The following is a 24595-nucleotide window of genomic DNA, read 5'->3' as shown; positions in this document are numbered from 1 at the left end:
ACAGGTCGCTCTCACCGCGCGCTCTTGGGGCTCAAATGGCCGAGAGGCAAGGCGTGGCTTGCCTTGACCTCGCCGAGCGAGAAGCTGGTGTGCAGATCCTTGACGTTCGGCAGGTTGATCAGATGCTGCAAGGCGAAGCGCGAGAAGCTGTCCAGGTCCTGCGAAACCACCTGCAGCTCGAAGGTGCCTGTGCCGCTGATGTAGTGGCACGCGATGACTTCCGGCAGCTTGCGAATCGCATCCTCCAGCTTGCGGGTGAGGTCGCCAGTCGTGCGCTCGGTGTCGACGCGCACGAAGGCGAGCACCCCGAGGCCGATCTTGTGCCGGTCGATCTCCGCGTGATACCCCTTGATGAAGCCGGCCTCTTCGAGCGAACGGACCCGGCGCCAGCACGGCGCAGCCGACAGCCCCACGCGCTGCGCAAGCTCGGCGTTGGTGAGTCGTCCATCGGTCTGCAGTTCTTGCAGGATCGCGAGGTCAAACTTGTCAAGACTTTCCATTCTGGCGCATTTTAAGCAAGATCCTTTCAAGATCGGGCCTTGAGCGGGCAAAGAACGCAAACACCTGTCGTCACAGCAGGCATACACTTTGCGTGATGATGGCCGAGAGGCACCCGACCCGGATGCTTCGCAAGCCACGCCCACAAGGCACAGCCAACTGGTCACTTGGAGACAACCGATGAATGCCCCGCTGCCCGAGCACATCCGCAAAGCCCTGGAAACGGTCACGCTCGACGACAAATATTCACTCGACTATGGCCGCGCTTTCATGAGCGGCGTGCAAGCGCTGGTCAAGCTGCCGATGCTCCAGCGATTGCGCGACCAGCAGCAGGGCAAGAACACGGCCGGCTTCATCAGCGGCTATCGCGGCTCGCCGCTCGGCGGCTACGACCAGGCGCTATGGAAGGCCAGCAAGTTCCTCAAGGAACAGAACATCGTCTTCCAGCCAGGCGTCAACGAAGAACTGGCGGCCACCGCGCTGTGGGGTACACAGCAACTCGGCTTCTCGCCCGCGGGCACGAATAAGTTCGATGGCGTCTTCGGGATCTGGTACGGCAAGGGCCCCGGCGTGGACCGTTGCTCCGACGTCTTCAAGCACGCCAACATGGCCGGCACCACGCCCTGGGGCGGCGTCATCGCCGTGGCTGGCGACGATCACATCTCCAAGAGCTCGACTGCGGCGCACCAGAGCGATCACATCTTCAAGGCGTGCGGCACGCCGGTGTTCTTTCCCGCGAACGTTCAGGACATTCTCGACCTCGGCATTCATGCATTTGCCATGAGCCGCTTCGCCGGCATCTGGTCGGGCATGAAGACGATCCAGGAAATCGTCGAATCCAGCGCCACGGCAATGATCGACCCCGAGCGCGTCGAGATCGTGACGCCCACCGACTTCCAAATGCCGCCCGGTGGTTTGCACATCCGGTGGCCCGACCATGCGCTGGAGCAGGAAGCGCGGTTGATGCACTACAAGTGGTACGCCGCGCTGGCGTACATCCGCGCGAATCGGCTCAATCACAACGTGATCGAGGGTCCTCACGATCGCTTCGGCATCATGGCCAGCGGCAAGGCGTTCAACGACACGCGCCAGGCCTTGATCGACCTCGGCCTGGACGATGCGGCCTGCCGGCAGCTTGGAATCCGGCTGCACAAGGTGGCCGTGGTGTGGCCGCTCGAAGCGCAGCTCACCCGCGCATTTGCGACGGGTCTGCAGGAAATCCTGGTGGTCGAGGAAAAGCGCCAAGTCATCGAATACCAGCTCAAGGAAGAGCTCTACAACTGGCGCGCCGACGTGCGGCCCAACGTGGTCGGCAAGTTCGACGAAGGCGAAGTGCACCATGCGGAGGGCTACTCCGGCGGCGAATGGTCGATGCCCAATCCGACTGCGCACACGCTGTTGCGCTCGAACGCGGACCTGAACCCGGCGATGATCGCCAAGGCCATTGCCCAGCGTCTGAAGAAGACCGGCATCCTCGCCGCCGCGGGTGCGGACATGGGTGCGCGCATCGACGCGCAGCTGGCCATCCTCGAAGCCAAGGAACGCGCCATGGCCGCGCCGCAGACGATCGCCATGGCCGACGCGACGCGCCAGCCGTGGTTCTGCTCGGGCTGTCCGCACAACACCAGCACCGTGGTCCCGGAAGGCTCCCGTGCCATGGCCGGCATCGGTTGCCATTTCATGGCCACGTGGATGGACCGCTCGACCATCGGCTTCACACAGATGGGCGGCGAGGGCGTGCCTTGGGTGGGCCAGCAGCCCTTCACGACGGACCAGCACATCTTCGCCAACCTGGGCGACGGCACGTACTTCCACAGCGGGCTCCTGGCCATTCGCCAGAGCATCGCGGCCGGCGTGAACATCACCTACAAGATCCTCTACAACGACGCGGTCGCCATGACCGGCGGGCAGCAGGTCGGCGAGCGGCCCGAGGGGCACTCGGTGCTGCAGATCGCGGAGAGCCTGCATGCCGAGGGCGCCGTGAAGGTCGTCGTGGTCACGGACGAGCCGGAGAAGTACGAGGGCGTGACAGTGCCCGGCGAGAACGTCAAGGTGCGCCATCGCGACGAGCTGGATGCGATTCAGCGCGAGTTCCGCGAGATCAAGGGCACGACGGCGATCATCTATGACCAGACCTGCGCGACCGAGAAGCGTCGCCGCCGCAAGCGGGGCACTGCTGTCGATCCGGCCAAGCGCGTCGTCATCAACGAACTCGTCTGCGAGGGTTGCGGCGACTGCAGCGTGCAGAGCAATTGCCTGTCGGTCGAGCCGCTCGAAACCGAATTCGGCCGCAAGCGCGCGATCAACCAGAGCACCTGCAACAAGGACATGAGCTGCCTCAAGGGCTTCTGCCCGAGCTTCGTCACCGTCGAAGGCAGCCAGCTCAAGAAGAAGTCGAAGAGCAAGGGAGCGGCGCCGATCGAACTTGGTGCGCTGGCGGAGCCTTCGGTTCCCGCGCTCGGCGGCGGACAGGTGTGGGGCATCGTGGTCGCCGGCGTGGGCGGCACTGGCGTGATCACCATCGGGCAGTTGCTCGGGATGGCGGCCCACATCGAGGGCAAGGGCATCGTCACGCAGGATGCTGCCGGACTCGCCCAGAAGGGCGGCGCCACCTGGAGCCACGTGCTGATCGGCAATACACAGGACGACATCCGCACGACACGCGTCGGCACGGCGGCTGCCGACCTGATCCTGGCCTGCGATCCATTGGTGAGCGTGAACGCCGAGACGATGGCGCGTATGCGCGAAGGGCGCACGCACGTGGCACTCAATAGCCACAGCAGTCCGACGGCCGCTTTCGTGCGCAACGCCAACTGGCAGAACCCGCAGGACACTTGCGCCGCCGAGATCGCGCGCGCCGTTGGCGACGATGCCGTGGGCGCATTCGATGCCGACGCCGCGGCCACTTCGCTGATGGGCGACAGCATCTACGTGAACCCGATGATCCTGGGCTACGCGTGGCAGAAGGGCTGGGTTCCGCTCGAGCACGCGTCGCTGATGCGCGCGATCGAACTCAACGCCGTGGCTGTCGACAACAACAAGGCTGCCTTCGAATGGGGCCGCCAGGCCGCACAGCGGCCTGCCGAACTGCAAAAGCGTGTCCAGCCAGGCCACGTCATCGAGTTCAAGAAGCGCGATTCGGTCGACACGCTCGTCGCGCGGCGAGTGGAATTCTTGACGGACTACCAAAACGCCGCTTACGCCGAACAGTACAAGGCCTACGTTGCCAAGGTGCAGAAGGCAGAAGCCGCGTTGGGCAAGACCAGCCTGAGTGAAGCCGTCGCGCGCTATCTGTTCAAGCTGATGGCCTACAAGGACGAATACGAAGTCGCCCGCCTGCACACCGACCGCAGTTTCCTCGAGCGCATCGAGGGCATGTTCGAGGGCGAGATGGGCAAGGATTACAAGCTGAACTACCACCTCGCGCCGCCCATCATCGCCAAGAAAAACGCGAAGGGCGAACTGCAAAAGCAGAAGTTCGGCCCTGCCATGCTGACCGGCTTCAGGGTCCTCGCGAAGCTGAAGGGCTTGCGCGGAACGGCGCTGGACATCTTCGGCCGCACCGAGGAACGCAAGACCGAGCGCGCCCTGATTGGCGAATACCGCGCGAGCATCGACGAAGTGCTCGCCGGGCTGGACGCGGCCAATCACGCAGCCGCGGTCGAGATTGCCAGTTTGCCGGAGCAAATCCGCGGCTACGGGCACGTGAAGGATCGCAACCTGGCTGCCGCGCGCGTCCGCTGGGCCGACCTGATGGCCAAGTGGCGCAATCCGCAGGCTGCGAAGGTCGCTGCTTAGCGTCTCGCGCTGGGGAGGGCGAAGCCAGCCCTCTGATTGAAAGACCCGGAATCGGCTTTGCCGGGCTGCCGGTGTGGGCGCGGGCAACCCCTACAATCCCCGGTGCTGTGCGCGGCCAGGCCCCGCGCTGCGCGGCCTGTTTGACTGGGCCGCGGACCCGCGGGCCCTCCTGTATTCATGTACGGGAGGCCGGCGCTCTTATTTCTTCCCTCTGCTGGAGACTCCCTTGTTCATTTCCTCTGCTTTCGCCCAGACCGCACCTGCCGCCGGAGGCAGCGACATGATGTCCTCGCTCGGCAGCATGTTGCCGCTGGTCCTGATGTTCGTGGTGCTGTATTTCGTCATGATCCGTCCGCAGATGAAGCGCCAGAAAGAAGCGCGCGCCATGATCGAGGCGCTGGCCAAGGGCGACGAAGTCGCAACGTCCGGCGGCATCCTCGGCAAGATCACCCAGATCGGCGAGCAATACCTGACCATCGAAGTTGCCAAGGGCGTCGAAGTGCAGATCCAGCGCAGCGCCGTCGTGCAGGTCCTTCCCAAGGGCGCAATAAAGTAATGGCTCCCCCCCCAGGTTGCGCGCACTTCGTGTCGCTTCGCCTACCCCCTACCGGGGGCAACACCGGCGGCCCCGCGGAGCCGGTTCCGCGGTGTTTCACCAACGGGCCTGGCTTCGCCGGCCTATTCCAATGAGCAGTGACTTTTTTTCCCATCGGCTGCGCTCAGCGCGCCCCACGTTCGTGGGCTGCCGTGGAACCGGCTTCGCCGGGCCACTGGCAGCGCCCCCGGTAGGGGGTAGGCGCAGCGACACGAAGTGCGCGAAGCCTGGGGGCGAGTAATAGACATGAACCGATATCCGGTCTGGAAGTACGCGGTCATCGTGATCGTGTTGCTCGTGGGGCTGATCTATGCCCTGCCCAATTTCTTTGGCGAGGCACCTGCGGTGCAGGTGTCGGCGGCCAAGTCGACCAGCAAGGTCGACGCCAGCACCCAGGCCCGAGTCGCGGAGGCGCTCAAGGTGGCCGGGCTGGCGCCGGACTTGTTGACGCTTGATGCCACTTCGGTGCGGGCGCGGTTCACCAACACCGACGATCAACTCAAGGCACGCGATGTGCTCCAGCATGCACTGGTGCCCGATCCAAGCGATCCGCCCTATGTGGTTGCGCTCAACCTGCTGTCGCGTTCGCCGTCCTGGCTGACGGCGCTGCACGCCTTTCCGATGTACCTGGGCCTCGACCTTCGCGGCGGGGTCGACTTCCTGCTGCAAGTCGACATGAAGGGCGCCATGGACAAGCGGGCGGAGTCGTTCGCGAGCGACATCCGCACGGGGCTGCGCGACAAGAATGTGCGCGGCACTTCGGTCACGCGCGTCGACCAGACCGTCGAAATGCGATTCCGCGACGCCGCAGGCCTGCAAGCGGCCAAGGCCTTGTTGCAGGACCAATTCCCCGACCTCACGGCGGTCGAGAGCCAGGACGGCACCGACTTCAAGCTGACCGCGACCATCAAGCCTGAAGCCGCACGGCGACTGCAGGACGCGGCGCTCAAGCAGAACATCACCACGCTGCACAACCGGATCAATGAACTCGGCGTAGCCGAACCGGTGATCCAGCAGCAGGGGCTGGACCGCATCGTGGTGCAGTTGCCCGGTGTCCAGGACACGGCCAAGGCCAAGGACATCCTGGGCCGCACCGCCACGCTCGAGATGCGACTTGTCGACGAAAGCGCGGAAGGCCGCGCGGCTGAAATGGGCACAGGGCCGGTGCCCTTCGGCTCCGAAAAATTCCTCGATCGCCAGGGCCGGCCCGTGATCGTCAAGAAGCAAGTGCTGGTGACGGGAGAGAACCTCACCGACGCGCAACCCGGCTTCGATTCGCAAACCCAGCAGCCGAAGGTCGACCTGACGATGGACGCCAAGGGCGGCCGCATCATGCGCGACGTCAGCCGCGAGAACTATCGCAAGCGCATGGCGATGCTGATCTTCGAAAAGGGCAGGGGCGAAGTGCTCACGGCGCCTTCGATCAACGGCGAACTCGGCAATCGGTTCCAGATCTCGGGATCGATGAGCGTCGTCGAAGCCAACGACCTCGCGCTGCTGCTGCGCGCCGGTTCGCTGGCCGCGCCGATGGAAATCATCCAGGAGCGCACCATTGGCCCGAGCCTGGGCGCCGACAACATCAAGAAGGGTTTCGACAGCGTCATGTATGGCTTCATCGCCATCATGGTGTTCATGTGCATCTACTACGCGCTCTTCGGCGTGTTCTCGTCGATTGCACTTGCGGTCAACCTGTTGCTGCTGGTGGCGGTCCTCTCGATGCTCCAGGCAACGCTGACTTTGCCCGGCATCGCGGCCATGGCGCTCGCCATCGGCGTTGCAATCGACTCCAACGTCCTGATCAACGAACGCATCCGCGAGGAATTGCGCAGCGGAGCCTCGCCGCAGGCGGCCATCCATGCTGGCTATGACCGCGCATGGGGCACGATTCTCGATTCGAACGTGACCACGCTCATTGCCGGCATTGCGCTGCTGGCTTTCGGATCAGGTCCGATCCGCGGCTTCGCCGTGGTGCACTGCATCGGTATCGTCACGTCGATGTTCTCAGCCGTGTTCTTCTCACGCGGACTCGTCAACTTCTGGTACGGCAGCAAGAAGAAGCTCAAGACCCTGTCGATCGGCACCGTTTGGAAGCCGGCCAACCAGGCCGCTGCGGACGCGAAATAAGGGGCACCAAAAATGGAGTTCTTCCGAATCCACAAGACGATCCCGTTCATGCGCCACGCGCTGGTGCTGAACGCGATCTCTCTCATCACGTTCCTGCTGGCGGTGTTCTTCCTGTTGCATCGCGGGCTCCACCTGTCGGTCGAATTCACGGGCGGCACGGTGATGGAAGTCGCCTACCAGCAGTCCGTCGACGTCGGCAAGGTGCGCGAAACGATTTCGACGCTCGGCTATCACGACGTGCAGGTGCAGAACTTCGGCACTTCGCGGGACGTACAGATTCGATTACCAGTGCAAAAGGGCCAGACCTCGGCCCAGCAGAGCACCCAGGTCATTGACGCCCTCAAGGCCGCCGACGCTTCGGCGACGCTGCGCGGCACCGAGTTCGTCGGCCCGCAAGTTGGCGAAGAGCTCACCACCAACGGCCTCAAGGCGCTTGGGATGGTGGTGGTCGGCATCATGATTTATCTGGCGTTCCGCTTCGAATGGAAGTTCGCCCTCGCGACCGTACTGGCGAACCTGCACGACGTGGTGATCATCCTGGGGTTCTTCGCCTTCTTCCAGTGGGAGTTCTCATTGGCGGTGCTCGCGGCCGTGCTGGCTGTGCTGGGCTATTCGGTGAACGAGTCAGTAGTCATCTTCGACCGGGTCCGCGAGAACTTTCGCCGCTATCGCAAGATGAACACGCGCGAAGTCATCGACAACGCCATCACGTCCACGATCAGCCGCACCATCATCACCCACGGGTCCACGCAGCTCGTGGTGCTATCGATGTTCTTTTTCGGCGGTCCCACGCTGCACTACTTTGCGCTGGCCCTGACGATCGGCATTCTTTTCGGCATTTATTCGTCGGCCTTCGTGGCGGCCGCCATCGCCATGTGGCTGGGCGTGAAGCGCGAGGACCTCGTGAAAGGTCCGATCAAGCGGGAAGGGGATCCGGACGATCCGAATGCCGGCGCAACAGTTTGAGCGTTCAAGTTTTGGCCCGGCACGTGTGTTGCGTTGGGGTTGCCGAGCATTGCCGGCTCTTGTGCGCTTACGTTTCCCGATGCAAGCTCGCGCGATAGCTCAATTGAATCCATAGCATCCTGTTCATCCATGCCCACGCGGTCCCACGCATCCTCCCTCCAACTTTCCCGCGAGACGCGCGAGCGTTTCGTCGCCGCCACCGAGGGAGTGATTGGGCCGGTGGCCCATGCGGTTCAGGAGCGGCTGGTCGCGCTGGCCGCACAGGTCGGCAATGCACGTGAAATGCAGGAGAACCGGGACGGCTTCCTGGCGTTCCAGGCACACGGTGCGGGTTGGGTGACGGAATCACGCGCTGCATGGCGAAAGGCGCTGGCAAGCGGTGCTTCGGGCGTCTCGATCTCCAATTCGCTGTCGCGCCTCGAGTTGATCGGCGATGAAGTCGTCGAAACCGGCATCCTTTCATCGCGGCTTGCGCAGTCCATCCAGGACAAGGCCAGCTTCGAACTGAACGACCTGCGCTTGCGCATCCAGCATCTCGAAGGGACTCACGAGCTCGATCCGAAGGACGTCCTGAAGCCCGAGACCCTGGCGAAGGTGCTGGTCGGCCAATGGCTGGCGGCCGGCTTGAGTCGCGAGCTCTGGAACAGGGTGCAGGAGCAGGTGCAGGCGCACATGGTCGACGCCGTCGTCAAGGCTTACAAGGAGGCCAACGCCTTCCTGGTGGCAAGTGACGTGATGCCGGAGATCGACCTCAAGAGCTTCGTCCGGCGGACGGGCTCGGTCACCTCGGGTGCTGCTGCGCTCGGGGGCGGTTTTTCGGGTTCGCATGCCGGCAGCGCATCAATGGGGATCGCCCAGCAAGCGCAGCCCGGTCGCGGCGGCTTTGGCGTCCCACCCGGCAGCTTCGCTCCGGCGGCCATTGGTGTAGGCATGGGCCGTGGAGCAAGCGCGCAGGGTGCTGCCGGAGGCGACACGATGCTTGTGACGGGCGGCTCGCCGCTGCTGCTGGCACGTCAGCGCGCCCAGGGCGTGTTGCTTAATCTGAAGCGGTTCGTGACGGCGCGTATCGGTGGCGACATCACCCAGCAGAGGACGCCCGGCAGTGGCGGCGAATTGATGGGCGGCGGTGCCGGCGGTCTTGGCGGCGGGGCGGGTGGCGGCATGGGCGGGCCCGCCTTCGCGGCCGCTATCGCCGATGCGGAGGCAGCCTATCAAGTCGCGGCCTCGCAGTATGTCGTGGGCGATCACGCTGCTGCCGTTCACAACGCATCGAGCGAACTGAGAAGGCGCAGCACCGAGCTGAAGAAGAAGGCTCCCACGACCGCGGACAAGGCAACCGTGGAGATCGTCGCGCTGATGTTCCAGGCGATTCTGGCCGAGGAGCGCATCCCGTTTTCGGCGCGCGTCTGGTTTGCGAGGCTCCAGATGCCGGTCCTGCGAGTGGCCATTGCCGAGCCTGAGTTCTTCGGCACGCTGCAGCATCCGGCGCGGATGCTGATCGACCGCATGGGATCGTGCGTGATGGGCTTCGATGCCGCCGCCATTTCCGGCAGTGCACTGGAGGGCGAGATCCGCCGTGTCGTGCAGGTGATCGAGCAATATCCTGAAACCGGCCAGCGCGTGTTCAAGCTGGTGTTCGACGAATTCGTCGCCTTCCTCAACAAGTACCTCACCCAAAGCGACACCACCCAGAAGGTGATGAGCGTGGCGCAGCAGGTCGAGCAGAAGGAGACGATGGCGATCCAGTACACCATCGAGTTGCGCAAGATGCTCAACGACATGCCGGTGCGCGAGGAGATCCGCGAGTTCCTGTTCAAGGTCTGGGCCGAGGTGCTGGCCATTGCCGCGCTGCGCTATGGGCCGCAAGACGAGCAGACGGTCACGCTCAAGCGTTCTGCATCCGATCTCGTGTGGGCAGCGAGCGCGAAGCCGAACCGCAACGACCGCACGCGCGTCATCCAGGATCTCCCGAAGCTCCTTCAGCGCCTGCGCCAGGGCATGACGCTGCTGGGCATCGTCGGCGAACCCCAGGAAGCGCACATCAAGACCATCGGTGCGACCCTGTCCGATGCCTTCATGTCGAAGACCGAGGCGATCCCGCAGGCAAAGATCGAAGCCATGGCCAAGCGACTGGCCAACCTCGAGGATTTCGTGTCCGACGAAGGCGCGACCGACCTTCCGCTCGACGCCGCAAGCATCGAGCTCCTGCTCGGCGTCGATGCCGCTTCCATCGAGATAGTGCCCGACACCGGCACCAAGGTCAGCGAAGACATGCTCGCCTGGGCCCACGAACTTCAGGTCGGCAACTGGTTCATGCTCGACCACAACGACCGAGTGAGCCAAGTCCAATTCGTCTGGCGCAGCGACCGCAAGCAACTGCACCTCTTCGCCTCCAGCGACGGCCGCAGCTTCCTCATCCAGGTCGGAAGGCTGGCCTCCTACCTCCAAGCCGGCCTCCTCGTCCCCGCCGAGGAAGAAACACTCACCGTGCGCGCCACCCGCGAAGCCCTCGCCAAGCTAGACGCCAACCCCGAACGCCTGCTGAACTAACGCCGGCTCAAGCTCCGGCAGCGGAAAGGCGAAAGGACACGAACGCGCGAGCCCTGGGGGACGAGCAACAGGAATACCGCGGAACCGGCTTAGCCGGGCCGCTGGTATTGCCCCCGGTCAGGGGGTGGAGAGCGACACGAAGTGCGCGAGCCTGGGGGCGAGCAACAGCTAATCGAGCAACAGCTAATGCGCGACGCGCGCCCTGCTGTCATCGCAGAGCTCGTCGAGCACTAGCGCATCGGGCTCGACCCCGGTGCTCCAATGCACCATCAACACGATGATCTTGAGTTCATCGATCGAAAGCGGTTCGCTGGGTGTCGCCATCGCGCGTTCGATCACGATTTCTCGCATGCCCGCCGGCAGGACCCCGGAAGATTCCAGAAAGCTGATGAAGCCGAGGCATTCAGCGCCGATGTGGTCCTGCTCGATGATCGAATAGACGCGGATCGAATCCGGAGACGGAGCCATCACGTCATCGCTGCGGGTTCGAACCGTGACAGTGGCGGTGGTCTTGTCTGCGTGCCTGCTGAGCTGGATGCCCTGCGTCGCCAGGCTGAGGCCGTCGAGCCATTGCAACGCGTCGCGGATCTCTTCGGCGTCGAAACCTTGCGCACTGAGCTTTCGACCCAACTGCTCGGGCTCGGGGCACGCGTCGCCGCGCCAGTAGTTTTCGTAGACAAACACGAGCACTTCGAACATGGGTTCAATATAGCCCAGGCACGCGCTCAAAAGTTGCGCGGACACGACGATATCCAAGCCGCTCGTCCGCGCGGCCGCGAGATCGGTCAGCCAGCCGCAATGCGCTGGAACAATCCTCCAGGCAAGCGCGCGATGCGGCCGTCCAGCTCGAGTTCGAGCAGACGGGCCTGAAGCTCTGCCGCGCTGTAGCCGGTGCGCGCACAGAGCGCATCGAGACTCACCGGATCGAAGCCCATCTCCCCCAGCAAACCAGGCTCGTTCGCACCTTCAGATTCCGATGGAGACGATGGCTGAGCCAACGCGGACGACGCCGCGGATGCATCGAAGTGCAGTTCCTCGAGCACGTCGGCGACGGATTCGACGAGCTTTGCGCCTTGGCGGATCAACGCATGGCAACCGCGCGATTGGGGCGAGTGGATCGAGCCGGGTATCGCGAACACCTCCCTGCCCTGCTCCGCCGCGAGCCGCGCGGTGATCAGCGAACCCGACCGAAGCGCCGCCTCCACGACCAGCGTCCCGCGAGACAGCCCCGCGATGATTCGATTGCGCTTGGGGAAGTTCTGATTGAGCGGCGGAGTGCCGAGCGAATATTCGCTCACGATCAGGCCTTGCGCCGCGATGCGGTGGGCGAGTTCGCGATGCCGGGCGGGGTAGACGCGGTCCAGTCCCGTGCCCACCACCGCGACCGTTGCCAGTCGATCGGGTCCGCCGCCCGCCTCCAGTGCGCCGGCGTGCGCTGCGCCGTCGACGCCGAGAGCGAGGCCGGACACGACAGGGATGCCTGCTTCTCCGAATGCTCGCGCAAAGGCGCGCGCAGTCTCCGCACCCTGCGCGGTCGGGTTGCGGCTGCCTACCATCGCAATGCTGTGGCCCAACTGCGTCAGGTCGAACGCAGGCGCGCCCAGCAGGTAGAGCATCAGCGGGGGATCGGCTGTTTCGAGCAGTGGCTTCGGATAGCCCGCGTCGGCGAGCGTCACGATCCGCCGCACGGCGCCTTGCTCTTCAGAGCCTTGAAGCCAGTCCCAAGTCTGGTCGAGTGCGCTGGGGAATGTGGGCGCCTGCTGAAGCAGCGCATCGGCCTGGACCGGCGTGACGACTTGCTGCAGTGCTTCGCGGGACTGCGCGAAAACGCCTGAAGGCAAGCCGAACGCCGCGAGCAACTTGCGACCGGCAACGTTGCCGATGCCGGGTGTCAGTGCAAGACGCAGCCAGCCTGCGAGTTCCTCACGTTCCACGCGATGTCGAGCGCGGCGTCACGGGTTGACCAGCAGGTCGCCGGGCTTCGGCGCATCGCTGATTTCGAGCACCAGCGCATAGGAGGCTTTTTCGAACGGCCGGAACACCATCAGCAAGCCAATGCGCTCATTGGGCAGCTTGACCACTTGCTTGCCTGAATAGTCGGGGTTCGACGCACGGTCGACGACGGTGTCGCCGTTCTTGAGGATGGCAAGCACATGGCCCGCTTCGATGCCGTCGCGCGTTCCCTTGTTGATCACGACCACCTGGTTCTGAGCCACGTATTGCACCGCATTGCCGTAAACGGAAACGATGCGTCCGTTGATCAGTTGTTCAGGCGCACGAGGCGCGTAGCTCAGCAACTGTCGCTGGGGTTCTGGCAAGAGACGATCGCCGGCGCGCATTTCCTCGCGTGCCGCAGTGATGTCGATGGTGGCCGGGACGATGTTCGTCACTTCCTTGCCGTCGACCAACTGGCTTTCGACCGACTGGCTGCGCATGAGCTGTGCCCTGCCCAAATAAGCTGCTTCGTAGCCGAGCAGTTCGCCGGTGGCGGGGTCGGTCAGCGGCGTGGCGTTGCGGAAGACTCTGAAGGTCTGGATCGGGCCAGCAGTCTCGATCAGTGCCGAATTGATGTCGCCCAGCGCATAGGCACGATCGCCACGGGCCAGGAGCACGCGGCTGTCATTGCCCGCGACGACGTGCGGTGCACTGTTGAGCGTGTTCTGGTCGATGATGATCGGTTCGCTGAGATACGGCTCGATCAGGCTCGGATTGAGTGTCGGCAGTGCCATGCCCGAGAGCGACTCGTAGCGCGTGCGCGGCGACAGCTTGACCGTGCCGTCGGCGGCGCCGCCACGACGGGTGGTCAGGCGAGCGCGGCCGTTGGTCTTGTCCAGATAGAGCACTTGGCCCGGATAGATGCGGTGTGGGTTCGAGATCTCGCTGATGTTCATGCCCCAGAGCTCGGGCCAGCGCCAGGGACTGCGCAAATAGAGACGCGAAATCGCCCAGAGCGTGTCGCCCGGCTTGACGGTGTATTCGTCCGGCGCATTGGGAGCCAGTTCGCTCACTGGGATGCCGGCTTGTGCCGTTTGTTGGGCTGTGGCGCGCTGTTGCGGCGTGATCGGATAGTTTTGCGCGGAAGCCGTGGTGGCTCCCATGCCCAAGGCAGCGAGGGCTGTCAGCGTGGCGAAAAGGCTGGGACGCAGGTGTTCTTTGATTCGGAATTTATTCATGTTTAATGGTGTGCACACACTGCGCCACGCAGAACGTACGAATCCTCACAATTTGCTACGAATTTTGCGCTGAAGCCCTAGATTGGGCAATGTATATCCCCCGCCTCACATTCACGCGTCGCGGAAATGGCGAAAATAGCGACAACTTTTCCTCGCTTTCATGGCAAAACGAACCATTTTGAGTTACCCCGATGCGCGACTGCATACGGTGGCGAAACCAGTGCAAGGCGTCGACGCACGCATCAAGGCCCTCGTTGCCGACATGCTCGAGACCATGTACGACGCCAACGGCATCGGTCTCGCGGCCACCCAGATCGACGTGCATGAGCGCCTCGTCGTGATCGATGTTTCGGAAGAGCGAGACAAGCCGCTCGTGCTGATCAATCCGGAAATCGTCTGGGCGAGTGACGACAAAGTCCTCAACGAAGAGGGTTGCCTGTCCGTACCCGGCATCTACGACGGCGTCGAGCGCTCGACGGCCGTCCGCGTGACCGCACTGGATGCCCAGGGCGAGCTGCAGAAAATCGAGGCCGAGGGTTTGCTGGCGGTATGCATTCAGCATGAACTCGATCACCTCTTGGGCAAGGTTTTCGTCGAATACCTGTCGCCCCTGAAGCGCAACCGCATCAAGAGCAAGCTGCTCAAGCAACAACGCGAGGACCAGAAGGTCGAGCAGCGCGAAGGACGGCGTTGATGAGGAATCGCCGCTGGATCTTGCCGCTGGCACTAGTCGTGGCCCTGGCCGGCTGCGCAAGCGATCCGACACGGACCCCGCTGGGCGCATCGCGGGCGCAGGTTCTGCAGCAAGTGGGAACACCCACTGCGACCTATCCTTTGCCAGGCGGCGGAGAACGGCTTCAGTACTCGCGGGCGCCGATGGGTTTCGAAGTCTCCAACATCGACATCGATGCCAGTGGGCAAGTGATTTCCGTGCGGCAGGAGCTTTTCGAGGGCTTGTTCGGCAGCACGATCAAGCCTGGCGAGTGGCGCGTGCCTGACGTGCTGCGCACCTACGGACGTCCCTTCGACATCACGCGCGTGACCTCGTTCGACGGAGACGTCTGGAGCTGGCGCTACAAGCACCTGAACCAGCGGCGTTTTCTGTACATCTACGTCTCTCCAGATGGTGTGGTCGACCACTACAACACCGGCGACGACCTGACCCAAGAGCTGATCAACCGGTGAGCGCCGCATGAAGGTCGCGTTCGCGGGGACACCCGAGTTTGCGCGCGTCGCGCTGGAAGCGATTGCGGCTGAGCCTAGGTTCGAGATCGTCCTGACACTGACCCAGCCCGACCGCCCGGCCGGCCGCGGCATGAAGCTGCATGCATCGCCGGTCAAGCAGTTCGCAATCAGCCGCGGCTGGCGGGTGGCACAGCCACGCAGCTTGCGGCTGGACGGCAAGTACCCGGACGATGCCGCTGCCGCGCGCGACGCCATCGCCGAAGCGAAGCCTGACGTGATGGTCGTTGCCGCCTACGGGCTCATCCTGCCGCAATGGGTGCTCGATGCGCCGCGGCTCGGCTGCCTCAACATTCATGCGAGCCTCTTGCCGCGCTGGCGCGGCGCGGCACCGATCCACCGCGCGATCGAGGCGGGAGATGAAGAGACTGGCGTCACCATCATGCAGATGGACGCGGGCCTCGACACCGGCGACATGCTGTTGCGCGAGTCGATCGCGATCGGCAACGACACGACCTCGCGGCTGCACGACCGACTCGCAGCGATGGGCGGTCGCCTGATCGTGCAAGCATTGAAGCAAGCCGAAGCGGGAACGCTCCGCGCCGAGCGGCAACCCGCCGAAGGCGTGACCTACGCGCACAAGGTCGAGAAGAGCGAGGCGCAGGTTGAGTGGTCACTCGATGCGGCCACCATCGTGCGCCGTATCCGGGCCTTCGATCCCTTCCCGGGTGCGACCAGCACGCTGGACGGCGAAAGCGTCAAGCTCTGGGCCGCCCGGAGCAGGGCCGAAGCTCCCGGTGAAGCGCCGGGGACGGTCCTCGCTGTCACGCCAGACGGCATCGCCGTCGCCGCCAGGGATTCCGTGGTCGTGATTTCCGAACTGCAGCGCGCCGGCGGCAAGCGCCTGCCGGTCGCCGATTTCCTGCGTGGCTTCGATGTGAAGCCCGGCCAGGTTTTCGGCTGATGTTTCTCTCGACGTCCATTCGGAGCCGGCCGGAGTTTCGCGAAGGCTTGCGCGACATGTTGCCCGTCGCTCTCGGCATCGGCGCCTGGGGCCTCATGACCGGCGTGTCGATGCTCCAGTCGGGCATGAGCCTCTTCGAGTCGATCGCTATGACGGTGCTCGTCTATGCGGGCAGCTCGCAACTGGCCGCCATTCCGCTCCTGATCGCGGGCGCTCCGGCGTGGGTGATCCTGGCCACGAGCTTCTGCGTCAATCTGCGCTTCGTGGTCTTCAGCCTTCACCTGCGGCCCTATCTCATGCACATGCCGCGCTGGCGTCGCATGACCCATGGCTATCTCACGGCCGACATGAGCTATGCGCTTTTCACCCGGAAGTACCCGCGCCCGCCGGAATCGGCCGCCGAGCAGCGCGGGCAGGAGGCCTATCTCACAGGCAACTATTGCGTGACTTGGGTGGCGTGGATGGTGCTGAGCCTCGTCGGCATCTTGCTCGCGAACATGATCCCGCAAAGCTGGGGGCTGGGCTTCGCCGGCGTGCTGAGCCTGGTGGCGATCGTTTGCTCGATGGCGAGCACGCGTCTGCGCGTGCTGGCCGTGCTGATTGCGGGGGTCACCGCCGTCGCGGCATATGCATTGCCGCTCAAGCTCAACATCGTCGCCGGCATCGGGGTCGCGGTGCTGCTGTGTTTCTGGCTCGAGAAGCAGTTTGGACTCGATCCGGACGCGGAGGATGACAAGTGAACGTGGGGACAGGCCAGACCGATTGGTGGACGCTTGCGGTGATCCTCGGCATGGCCGGCGTCACGGTCTTGACGCGCTGCTTCTTCTTCATCCTCGATCGGCCCTGGGGTCTGCCGGAGTGGGCCCACCGCGCTTTGCACTACGCCCCCGCCGCCGCGCTTGCCGCAGTGATCATTCCCGAAATCGTGATGACGCAAGGCCACCTGACCTCTACGTTGCACGACGCGAGGCTCTATGGCGCCGTGGCCGGCACTGCCTACTTCTTTTGGCGGCGCGGCGTGCTGGGGACGATGCTCGCCGGGATGGCGGTCTATCTGCCGCTGCACCTCGGCTTGGGCTGGTAACCGGCCACAGGATTCGTGCGGATGAGCGACCTCATTCAGCGTACACGAGTGCGGCGCGGATGGCGGCTGCAATGCTTGCTGGCGTAGGTTCAGTCAGCAGCGCGGCGCGGTAGGCGTCCGGACGCACGAGGCACAGGCTGCCCGGCGTTGCATTCCCAAGGTGCCGCGCCAGCATCTCATCCGGCTGCAGCGTCGGAAGCCCGCTGTTGCCGCCGATTGCCACGAGCCGCACAGGCAATGAAGTGACGGCGTCGGCCGCTGCGTCCGCTTCCGCGCGCGTGGGCGCGAACCAGAGGCCGAGGCAATGCGAGCCCTCGTCCAGCAACTCCATCAACGTGGTCGACGTACCATCATGGCGGCGCAGCGGCAGGTTCTGCACGGTCCTTCCACCCTCCGGCAGATGAGGCGCCACCGGATATTCGTTGGCTACTGACATTCGGCCCGTGTTGACGAGTGTGCGAGCGAATGCATGGCGCGACGCCAGTGCCATCACCGCGCGGCGCAGCATGTGCTCGGCCGGCGACCGCGGTGCGAGAAAGCGCGCCGAGCGGCTCGTGACGCGCAGGTTCTCCGCAGCGGCGTGCCTTCGCTCGGCATCGTAGGTGTCGAGCAGGGCGTCGCCAGCCAAGCCGTTGGCGACCAGTGCCAGCTTCCAGCCGAGGTTGGCCGCATCCTGGATGCCGCTGTTGCCGCCGCGGGCGCCGAAGGGGCTCACCACGTGCGCCGAATCGCCGATGAAGAAAATGCGGCCGTGTCTGAAGTTGTCGAGCAAATGGTCACGGTAGCCATACGGCCCGATCCATACGAACTCGAATTCCACGTCAGTCCCGAGCTGGTTGTGCAGCCGCGCACCGGCCACTTCGGGCTTGCTGATGTGCGCCGCGTCGCAGTCTTCCGGCATCTGGTAGTCGATGCGCCAGACGCCGTCGCCCATCAGGTGCTGCCACACCGCGCGACCTTCGTTGAAGGGGGCATCGACCCAGGTCCACCGCTCGGTCGGCAGCGGCTTCTTGAAGCGCACATCGCTGATGCACCAGCGGTCGGTGCTGCGCGACGGGTGCGCATCGATGCCGAGCTGAGTGCGAATCGCGCTATTGGCGCCGGTGGCGTCGATGAGGTGCTCGGCTTCGATCGTGTAGTGGCCAGACGGTGTTTCGACGTCCACGCAAACGCAGTCGGCGAGCGGGGTCACTTGCGCTACGCGATTTTTCCAGCGCAGGTCGGTCAGACCGAGGTCGAGGATGCGATCGACAAGAAACCACTCGATGTAGAACTGCTGCAGGTTGATGAAGGGCGGCTGCACCGAGACACTGTCGGTCTTCAGATTGAAGTTGTAGACCTCTTGCTCACCCGAGAAGGTGCGGCCGAAAGACCATGTGATGCCCTTCCCGGCAACCCGCTCGTAGATGCCCAGCCGTGCGAAGATTTCCAGCGACTTCTGCGCATAGCAGATGCCGCGCGACGAAGCGCCGCGCACGCCGACCGTATCGTCCTCATCGAGCAGCACGGTGCGCACGCCGCGCCGGGCAAGGTCGCAGGCCAGCGTCAATCCCGCGAGGCCTCCGCCGGCGATCACGATGGGGTGGCGTACGACTGCGCCACCGTCCAGTTCAGGCGGCGGAACGAAGGGCCATCGCGGCAGTTCGTATCCGGTGTTCAAAGCGCGTGAGCCCATTCGGCAATCGCATCCGCAGCCTGCTGCACGAGTCCCGGCTGGCCTGCAAGATAGTGGGTGCCCCCAACGATGTCGACGTTGCGAATGCGCCGGTCCCCTGCGGCCATCCACGCGTCGCGCGTGCTCGGGAAGGTCGACTGGTCACCGGTATAGGTGAGCAGCAACTGAGGCACCGTCGTGCGCGCGAGGTTCGATGGCCCGTCGGCTTGTGAGCGCGATGACCATTGCGACAGGAATGCGGTCAACGACGTCACGCGGCCCATCGCGTTGGCCGAATAGTTCACCTGTCGCGCATTGCCCCAGACGCTGCCTGGCGCCCGATCGTTAGGGTCGATCGACAAGTCGACGCAGCGCGGATCGGCGTGCGTGCGGTAGACGATGAATGCCTGGTCGCGCGGCGCGCCGGGCGTGCCGCGCAATTGCTGTAGGCGCTCCAGCACCCAATGCTCGATACGGTCGAGCCGCTGCTTCTGGGCTGCGCTGAATCGCGCCAGGAACTCGGCGCTGTAGGGCAGCGCGTGGCGAGCGTCGTACATATCGAGCTCGGGATTCACCGACAGCGGGTCGTGCTCGTCGGTGACGGAAGGGTCGATCCAGTCGCGCATCAGCTTGGAACGGCCCTGGTGCGCTGCGCAAAGCGCGATGCCGTCCACTGGCGGCAAATCGTCGGGATGGAGATGCGTCGGGTCACCGTCCGGAAAATGATGTGCGGTGAGGTTCTCCGCTTGTGCCTGGTAGAAGCTGGACAACGCGGCGCCACCCGAATTGCCGATCAGCACGACCTTGTCGTAGCCCGCGGCCCGGAGGAACTGCACGCCCGCACCCAGGTCCTGGATGGCGCGTTCCATGAGCAGCATGGTGTCGTTGCCCATATAGCGAGAGTTCAGGCCCATGCAGCAGATGCCGCGCTCTGCGAGCGGCTCGATCAGGTAGTGCCCCATGAAGTTGCTCGTGGGATGCATGACGATGGCCGCGACCGTTTTTGCGCCGCTCGGCGCGCGATACGCGCCGTAGATGCGCGGGCGCAGCATCTGCAAACCCGATTGACTCTCCAGCGCTGCCCCTGGCTTGACGTCGATGACCGCGAGCTGCAACTCAGCCATGCTGGGCTGCCTTCCGCAGGTCTGCCTTGCGCTGCGTCCAGGCATCGAGTTCGGCGCGGGCGCGCCGGGCGTGCTCGTCCATTTCTGCCTTCGGCACTGTGGGCGTGGTGAGTTCGAGACGGATGCCGTTGGGGTCGAAGAAATAGATCGACTTGATGATGTGGTGGTCGGTCGGCCCCAGTACTTCGACGCCTGCGGCTTGGAGCCGCGACTTGGCGGCCAGCAGTTCTTCCAGAGAGTCGACACGCAAGGCGAGATGGTTGACCCAGGCCGGCGTATTGGGCGAAGGCAGTGCCGCGACATCGTCACCGAGATCGAAGAAGGCGATCGATGAACCATCGCGCATCTGAAAGAAGATGTGGACGTAGGGGCAATACTCGCCAGTGCTCGGGACGTGATCGCTCTTGATCACGTGCGTAAGCGGGAGACCCAGCAGGTCCTCGTAGAAGCGGCGAGTTTCCTCGCTGTCCCGGCAGCGCCACGCGAAGTGGTGAAGTCCCTGGACGGGCACAGGAGGCGAGGAAAGAGGCGGGTTCTCGGCGGGCATGGATGTCTCCAACAGGGCTCTCAAGACGTAGAGGGTGTGATCGGCGGTGGTTTTTCTTCCCATTCAATCAAAATAATTCGATAGATGGAAATCAGAGGAATTTGACGCTGCGCCACATGCAAGCCTGACATTCCCTGCAAGGACCCGATCCCTACAATGTCCGCTGCTGCCCGTCGAGGCATTTCCAACCTCCACCCGCATTTATCCGCCTACATCCGCCTATGAACGTTCTTCGATTCACTGACCTCTGTGCGCAAGGCAAGGTTGCCGGCCAGCGCGTGTTCATCCGAGCCGACCTCAACGTGCCGCAAGACGACACCGGCCGCATCACCGAAGACACACGCATTCGCGCATCGGTGCCCTGCATTCAGCAGGCGCTCGACGCGGGTGCAGCCGTGATGGTGACCTCCCACCTCGGCCGGCCCACCGAGGGCCAGTTCAGGCCTGAAGACTCGCTGGCACCAGTCGCAAAACGCCTGGGCGAACTGCTCGGGCGCGAAGTGCCGCTGATCTCCAATTGGGTCGATGGTGTCCAGGTGGCGCCCGGCCAGGTCGTGCTGCTGGAAAACTGCCGCCTGAACAAGGGCGAGAAAAAGAACGACGAGGCGCTTTCTCGAAAGCTGGCAGCGCTGACGGACATCTACGTCAACGATGCCTTTGGCACCGCGCATCGCGCCGAGGCGACGACCTACGGCATCGCGCAATTCGCAAAGATCGCTTGTGCCGGTCCGTTGCTCGCAGCCGAGATCGACGCCATCACGAAGGCGCTGGCCCAACCGAAGCGGCCGCTGGTTGCCATCGTCGCCGGTTCGAAGGTCAGCACCAAGCTCACCATTCTCAAGAGCCTGGCCGACAAGGTCGATCAACTGATCGTCGGGGGCGGCATCGCCAACACCTTCATGTTGGCCTCCGGCCTCAGGATCGGCAAGTCGCTGGCAGAACCCGATCTGCTGAACGAGGCCACGGCCGTGATCGAGGCCATGCGGGCTCGCGGCGCCGCAGTTCCGATCCCCGTCGACGTCGTCACGGCCAAGAGCTTTGCTGCCGACGCGGCGGCGACCGTAAAGGATGCGAGCGACGTGGCCGAAGACGACCTGATCCTCGACATCGGACCGAAGACGGCGGACCTTCTGGCGGCGCAACTGCGTGAGGCCGGCACCATCGTCTGGAACGGCCCCGTGGGCGTGTTCGAGTTCGACGCTTTTGCCAACGGCACGAAGACGATCGCCCATGCCATCGCTGAAAGCAGCGCCTTCTCGATCGCGGGCGGCGGCGACACGCTGGCGGCCATTGCCAAATACGGCATCGAAAACAAGATCGGGTACATCTCGACCGGCGGGGGCGCTTTCCTGGAAGTGCTGGAGGGCAAGACGCTTCCGGCCTTCGAGATTCTTTCCAAGCGCGCTGGATGAGGCTCGCCCCCAGGCTGCGCGCACTTCGTGTCGCTTCGCCTTCCCCCTGACCGGGGGCAACACCAGCGGCCTGGCTAAGCCAGTTCCGCGGTGTTTCTGGCTTGTGGCGGGGGAGCGCTGGCGGGGGGTTGATAAAGTGTATACAGTGCGGAATACAACACGGAGACCTTGAATGAGCACGCCACGCCTTCCCCGTCACGCCACCAAGATCGTCGCCACACTCGGGCCGGCGTCGAGTTCGCCCGACCTGCTGGTGCAGATGATCACTCACAAGGTCAGCGTGGTCCGGCTGAACTTCAGCCATGGAAGCGCGCAGGATCACATCAACCGTGCCGCAATGGTGCGCGAAGCGGCCCGCCGCACCGGGCGCGAAGTGGCGATCATGGCGGACCTCCAGGGGCCGAAGATCCGTGTCGGCAAGTTCGCCGAAGGAAAGATCTGGCTGGAGCCGGGCGCGAAGTTCGTGCTCGACGCATCGCGGACGGAGCCGGGAGACATCGATTCGGTCGGGCTGGACTACAAGGATCTTCCGCGCGACGTGAAACCCGGTGACCGCCTTCTCTTGAACGACGGGCTCATCGTGCTGACGGTCGACGCGGTCAAGGGCGATGCCGTCTACACCACCGTCCACCTGGGCGGCGAGCTCTCGAACAACAAGGGCATCAACAAGCAGGGCGGCGGCCTCACGGCGCCGGCGCTGACGGCCAAGGACATGGAAGACATCAAGACGGCGATGAGCTTCCAGGCCGACTACGTGGCCGTGAGCTTTCCGAAGAACGCGACCGACATGGAGATGGCACGCCAGCTCTGCAACGTCGCCGCGGCCGAGTACGGCCACAAGCCCGGGATGATCGCGAAGATCGAACGTGCCGAAGCGATCCCGAAGTTGGAAGAAATCCTGCGAGCGAGCGACGGGATCATGGTTGCGCGAGGCGACCTAGCCGTGGAGGTCGGCAACGCGGCCGTGCCGGCGCTGCAGAAGAAGATGATCCGCATGGCGCGCGAGATGGACAAGGTCGTGATCACCGCCACGCAGATGATGGAATCGATGATCACCAACCCGGTGCCGACCCGCGCGGAGGTCAGCGACGTGGCCAATGCGGTGCTCGACGGCACGGACGCGGTGATGCTTTCGGCGGAAACTGCCTCGGGCCGCTATCCGCTGGAGACGGTTCAGGAAATGAGCCGGATCTGCGAAGCCGCCGAGGCCGCGGAAGATCCGCACCTGGACGCCGATTTCAGCGGCCAGGCTTACAGCCGCATCGACCAGTCGATCGCCATGGGTGCGCTTTTTACCGCGCATCACCTGGGCGCCAAGGCGATCGTCGCGCTGACCGAATCAGGCTCTACGCCGCTGTGGATGAGCCGGCATCGGGCGCACATTCCGATGTATGCACTGACGACCCGTCTTTCCACGCAGCGCAAGATGGCGCTCTATCGCAATGTGCGGCCGCTGCTGATGGATTCGGAAAGCGATCGCGACACGGCGCTCGAGCAAGCCGAGGCGCACCTGAAGAAGCGCGGCATCGTGCAGACCGGCGATGTTTATGCGATCACCTGCGGCGAGCCGATGGGGGCTCCGGGCGGTACGAACATGCTGAAGATCTGTAGGGTGAGCTAGGCTCGCCCCCAGGCTACGCGCACTTCGTGTCGCTTCGCCTACCCCCTGCCGGGGGCAACACCAGCGGCCCGGCGAAGCCGGTTCCGCGGTGTTTCTGGAATTGGGCGGTGCGTCGAAGGTCGATGAGCCGCGGTTGTCGGGGGCGATTAGTAGAATCGTTGCAGTTTTTTTGATTCAACCTTAGATCCTGCGAGGTATTTCCATGGCACTCGTTTCGATGCGCGAACTGCTCGACCACGCCGCCGCCAACGGCTACGGTATTCCGGCTTTCAACGTCAACAATCTGGAACAGGTGCAGGCCGTGATGGAGGCCGCCAAGGAGGTGGGTGCTCCGGTGATCCTGCAAGCGAGTGCGGGGGCTCGCAAGTACGCCGGCGAAGCGTTCATCAAGCATCTCATTCAAGCCGCCATTGAGGCGTATCCGACGATTCCGCTGGTGATGCACCAGGACCACGGGCAGAGCCCCGACGTGTGCCGCGGCGCCATCGATCTCGGCTTCAGCTCGGTGATGATGGACGGCTCGCTCGAAGCGGACGGCAAGACCATCGCAAGCTACGACTACAACGTCGACGTCACCAAGAAGGTGGCCGACATGGCACATCGGGTCGGCGTCACGGTCGAGGGCGAGCTCGGCTGCTTGGGTTCGCTCGAAACGATGAAGGGCGACAAGGAAGACGGCCACGGCACTGACGCCACGATGACGCGCGAGCAACTGCTCACCGACCCGGAGCAGGCCGCCGACTTCGTCAAGAAGACGCAGATCGACGCGCTCGCGATTGCGATCGGCACCAGCCACGGGGCCTACAAGTTCACCCGCAAGCCCACTGGCGATATCCTGGCGATCGACCGCATCAAGGAAATCCATCGCCGCATTCCCAACACCCATCTGGTGATGCACGGTTCATCCAGCGTGCCGCAGGACCTGCTGGCGATCATCCGGCAGTACGGCGGCAACATGAAGGAAACCTACGGCGTGCCCGTCGAGGAAATCCAGGAAGCCATCAAGCATGGCGTGCGCAAGATCAACATCGACACCGATATTCGCCTCGCGATGACCGGCGCAGTGCGCAAGTTCCTGGCCGAGAATCCCGAGAAATTCGACGCCCGCGAATGGCTGAAGCCAGCGCGCGAGGCCGCCAAGCAGATTTGCAAGCAGCGCTATCTGGAGTTCGGCTGCGAAGGCCAGGGCCTCAAGATCAAGGGCGACAACCTGCAAGTCGTCGCGGCCAAATATGCCAAGGGCGATCTGGCACAAGAGGTCGTCTAAGTCTTTTTGCTACGGGCGGCCGGGCACGGCGGCGTT

The 24595-nt window shown here is 64.0% G+C and carries 20 protein-coding genes; 13 read left to right on the top strand and 7 right to left on the bottom strand.

All coding sequences use genetic code 11. From position 1 onward, the window contains the following. Nucleotides 1-11 precede the first annotated feature (11 nt). The gene (locus AC1DMA_RS15065) at nt 12-500 is read right to left on the bottom strand and encodes an Lrp/AsnC family transcriptional regulator (protein WP_478144710.1); all 489 of its coding nucleotides are present in this window, start codon (nt 498-500) and stop codon (nt 12-14) included. A 178-nt stretch (nt 501-678) separates the two neighbouring features. Between AC1DMA_RS15065 and AC1DMA_RS15060 the strand changes: the two genes are divergently transcribed. From AC1DMA_RS15060 to AC1DMA_RS15040, 5 genes are all read left to right on the top strand, one after another. After that, nucleotides 679-4296: an indolepyruvate ferredoxin oxidoreductase family protein gene (locus tag AC1DMA_RS15060; protein WP_478144709.1), complete on the top strand. Its 3618-nt coding sequence runs from the start codon at nt 679-681 to the stop codon at nt 4294-4296. Between the two features lie 226 nt (nt 4297-4522). Further along, nucleotides 4523-4852, top strand: coding sequence for a preprotein translocase subunit YajC (yajC, locus tag AC1DMA_RS15055; RefSeq protein WP_478127450.1), 330 nt, complete (start codon nt 4523-4525; stop codon nt 4850-4852). 285 nt (nt 4853-5137) lie between these two features. Beyond that, nucleotides 5138-7015 carry a protein translocase subunit SecD gene (secD, locus tag AC1DMA_RS15050; RefSeq protein WP_478144708.1) on the top strand — a complete coding sequence of 626 codons (1878 nt, stop codon included), beginning with the start codon at nt 5138-5140 and terminating at the stop codon, nt 7013-7015. A gap of 12 nt (nt 7016-7027) precedes the next feature. Further along, the gene (gene secF / locus AC1DMA_RS15045; RefSeq protein WP_478144707.1) at nt 7028-7981 is read left to right on the top strand and encodes a protein translocase subunit SecF; all 954 of its coding nucleotides are present in this window, start codon (nt 7028-7030) and stop codon (nt 7979-7981) included. Between the two features lie 129 nt (nt 7982-8110). Continuing rightward, nucleotides 8111-10531 (top strand): DUF1631 family protein, encoded by a 2421-nt coding sequence (locus AC1DMA_RS15040; RefSeq protein WP_478144706.1) that lies wholly within the window; start codon nt 8111-8113, stop codon nt 10529-10531. Between the two features lie 183 nt (nt 10532-10714). Here AC1DMA_RS15040 and AC1DMA_RS15035 read toward each other — a convergent pair whose 3' ends face one another. The 3 genes from AC1DMA_RS15035 to AC1DMA_RS15025 form a co-directional block, all read right to left on the bottom strand. Beyond that, nucleotides 10715-11230 carry a Smg family protein gene (locus tag AC1DMA_RS15035; protein ID WP_478127634.1) on the bottom strand — a complete coding sequence of 172 codons (516 nt, stop codon included), beginning with the start codon at nt 11228-11230 and terminating at the stop codon, nt 10715-10717. Between the two features lie 86 nt (nt 11231-11316). After that, a complete protein-coding gene (dprA, locus tag AC1DMA_RS15030) occupies nt 11317-12465 on the bottom strand; it encodes a DNA-processing protein DprA (protein ID WP_478144705.1) in 1149 nt (382 codons plus the stop codon). An 18-nt stretch (nt 12466-12483) separates the two neighbouring features. Then, a complete protein-coding gene (locus AC1DMA_RS15025) occupies nt 12484-13704 on the bottom strand; it encodes a LysM peptidoglycan-binding domain-containing protein (protein WP_478127445.1) in 1221 nt (406 codons plus the stop codon). A gap of 160 nt (nt 13705-13864) precedes the next feature. On the opposite strand from AC1DMA_RS15025, the gene def reads away from it, so the two are divergent. The 5 genes from def to AC1DMA_RS15000 are packed head-to-tail and all read left to right on the top strand — an operon-like array spanning nt 13865 to nt 16934. Beyond that, the gene (def, locus tag AC1DMA_RS15020; RefSeq protein ID WP_478127444.1) at nt 13865-14398 is read left to right on the top strand and encodes a peptide deformylase; all 534 of its coding nucleotides are present in this window, start codon (nt 13865-13867) and stop codon (nt 14396-14398) included. Then, nucleotides 14398-14889 (top strand): hypothetical protein, encoded by a 492-nt coding sequence (locus AC1DMA_RS15015; protein ID WP_478144704.1) that lies wholly within the window; start codon nt 14398-14400, stop codon nt 14887-14889. The genes def and AC1DMA_RS15015 overlap by 1 nt, the downstream gene beginning before the upstream one ends. A 7-nt stretch (nt 14890-14896) precedes the next feature. Continuing rightward, nucleotides 14897-15850 (top strand): methionyl-tRNA formyltransferase, encoded by a 954-nt coding sequence (gene fmt, locus AC1DMA_RS15010; protein ID WP_478144703.1) that lies wholly within the window; start codon nt 14897-14899, stop codon nt 15848-15850. Further along, the gene (locus AC1DMA_RS15005) at nt 15850-16590 is read left to right on the top strand and encodes an AzlC family ABC transporter permease (protein WP_478127441.1); all 741 of its coding nucleotides are present in this window, start codon (nt 15850-15852) and stop codon (nt 16588-16590) included. The genes fmt and AC1DMA_RS15005 overlap by 1 nt, the downstream gene beginning before the upstream one ends. Continuing rightward, a complete protein-coding gene (locus tag AC1DMA_RS15000; protein ID WP_478127440.1) occupies nt 16587-16934 on the top strand; it encodes an AzlD domain-containing protein in 348 nt (115 codons plus the stop codon). The genes AC1DMA_RS15005 and AC1DMA_RS15000 overlap by 4 nt, the downstream gene beginning before the upstream one ends. Before the next feature lie 31 nt (nt 16935-16965). On the opposite strand, the gene AC1DMA_RS14995 is transcribed toward AC1DMA_RS15000, so the two are convergent. The 3 genes from AC1DMA_RS14995 to AC1DMA_RS14985 are packed head-to-tail and all read right to left on the bottom strand — an operon-like array spanning nt 16966 to nt 20259. Continuing rightward, nucleotides 16966-18609: an FAD-dependent oxidoreductase gene (locus AC1DMA_RS14995; RefSeq protein ID WP_478144702.1), complete on the bottom strand. Its 1644-nt coding sequence runs from the start codon at nt 18607-18609 to the stop codon at nt 16966-16968. After that, on the bottom strand, nt 18591-19712 hold the full coding sequence (locus tag AC1DMA_RS14990; RefSeq protein WP_478144701.1) for an alpha/beta fold hydrolase: 1122 nt from the start codon (nt 19710-19712) through the stop codon (nt 18591-18593). Before AC1DMA_RS14990 ends, AC1DMA_RS14995 begins: the two co-directional genes overlap by 19 nt. Next, on the bottom strand, nt 19705-20259 hold the full coding sequence (locus AC1DMA_RS14985) for a VOC family protein (RefSeq protein WP_478144700.1): 555 nt from the start codon (nt 20257-20259) through the stop codon (nt 19705-19707). Before AC1DMA_RS14985 ends, AC1DMA_RS14990 begins: the two co-directional genes overlap by 8 nt. 221 nt (nt 20260-20480) lie before the next feature. Between AC1DMA_RS14985 and AC1DMA_RS14980 the strand changes: the two genes are divergently transcribed. The 3 genes from AC1DMA_RS14980 to fba all read left to right on the top strand — a co-directional run bounded on the left by AC1DMA_RS14980 (nt 20481) and on the right by fba (nt 24559). After that, nucleotides 20481-21671 carry a phosphoglycerate kinase gene (locus tag AC1DMA_RS14980; protein WP_478144699.1) on the top strand — a complete coding sequence of 397 codons (1191 nt, stop codon included), beginning with the start codon at nt 20481-20483 and terminating at the stop codon, nt 21669-21671. A 172-nt stretch (nt 21672-21843) separates the two neighbouring features. Further along, the gene (pyk, locus tag AC1DMA_RS14975; protein ID WP_478127435.1) at nt 21844-23292 is read left to right on the top strand and encodes a pyruvate kinase; all 1449 of its coding nucleotides are present in this window, start codon (nt 21844-21846) and stop codon (nt 23290-23292) included. Nucleotides 23293-23494: 202 nt separating this feature from the next. After that, nucleotides 23495-24559, top strand: a complete 1065-nt coding sequence (fba, locus tag AC1DMA_RS14970; RefSeq protein ID WP_478127434.1) for a class II fructose-bisphosphate aldolase — start codon at nt 23495-23497, stop codon at nt 24557-24559. The last annotated feature ends 36 nt before the right edge of the window (nt 24560-24595 follow it).

The sequence above is a fragment of the Variovorax sp. 05N34 genome (assembly GCF_056397405.1).
This window is presented reverse-complemented; position numbering and strand designations above follow the sequence as displayed.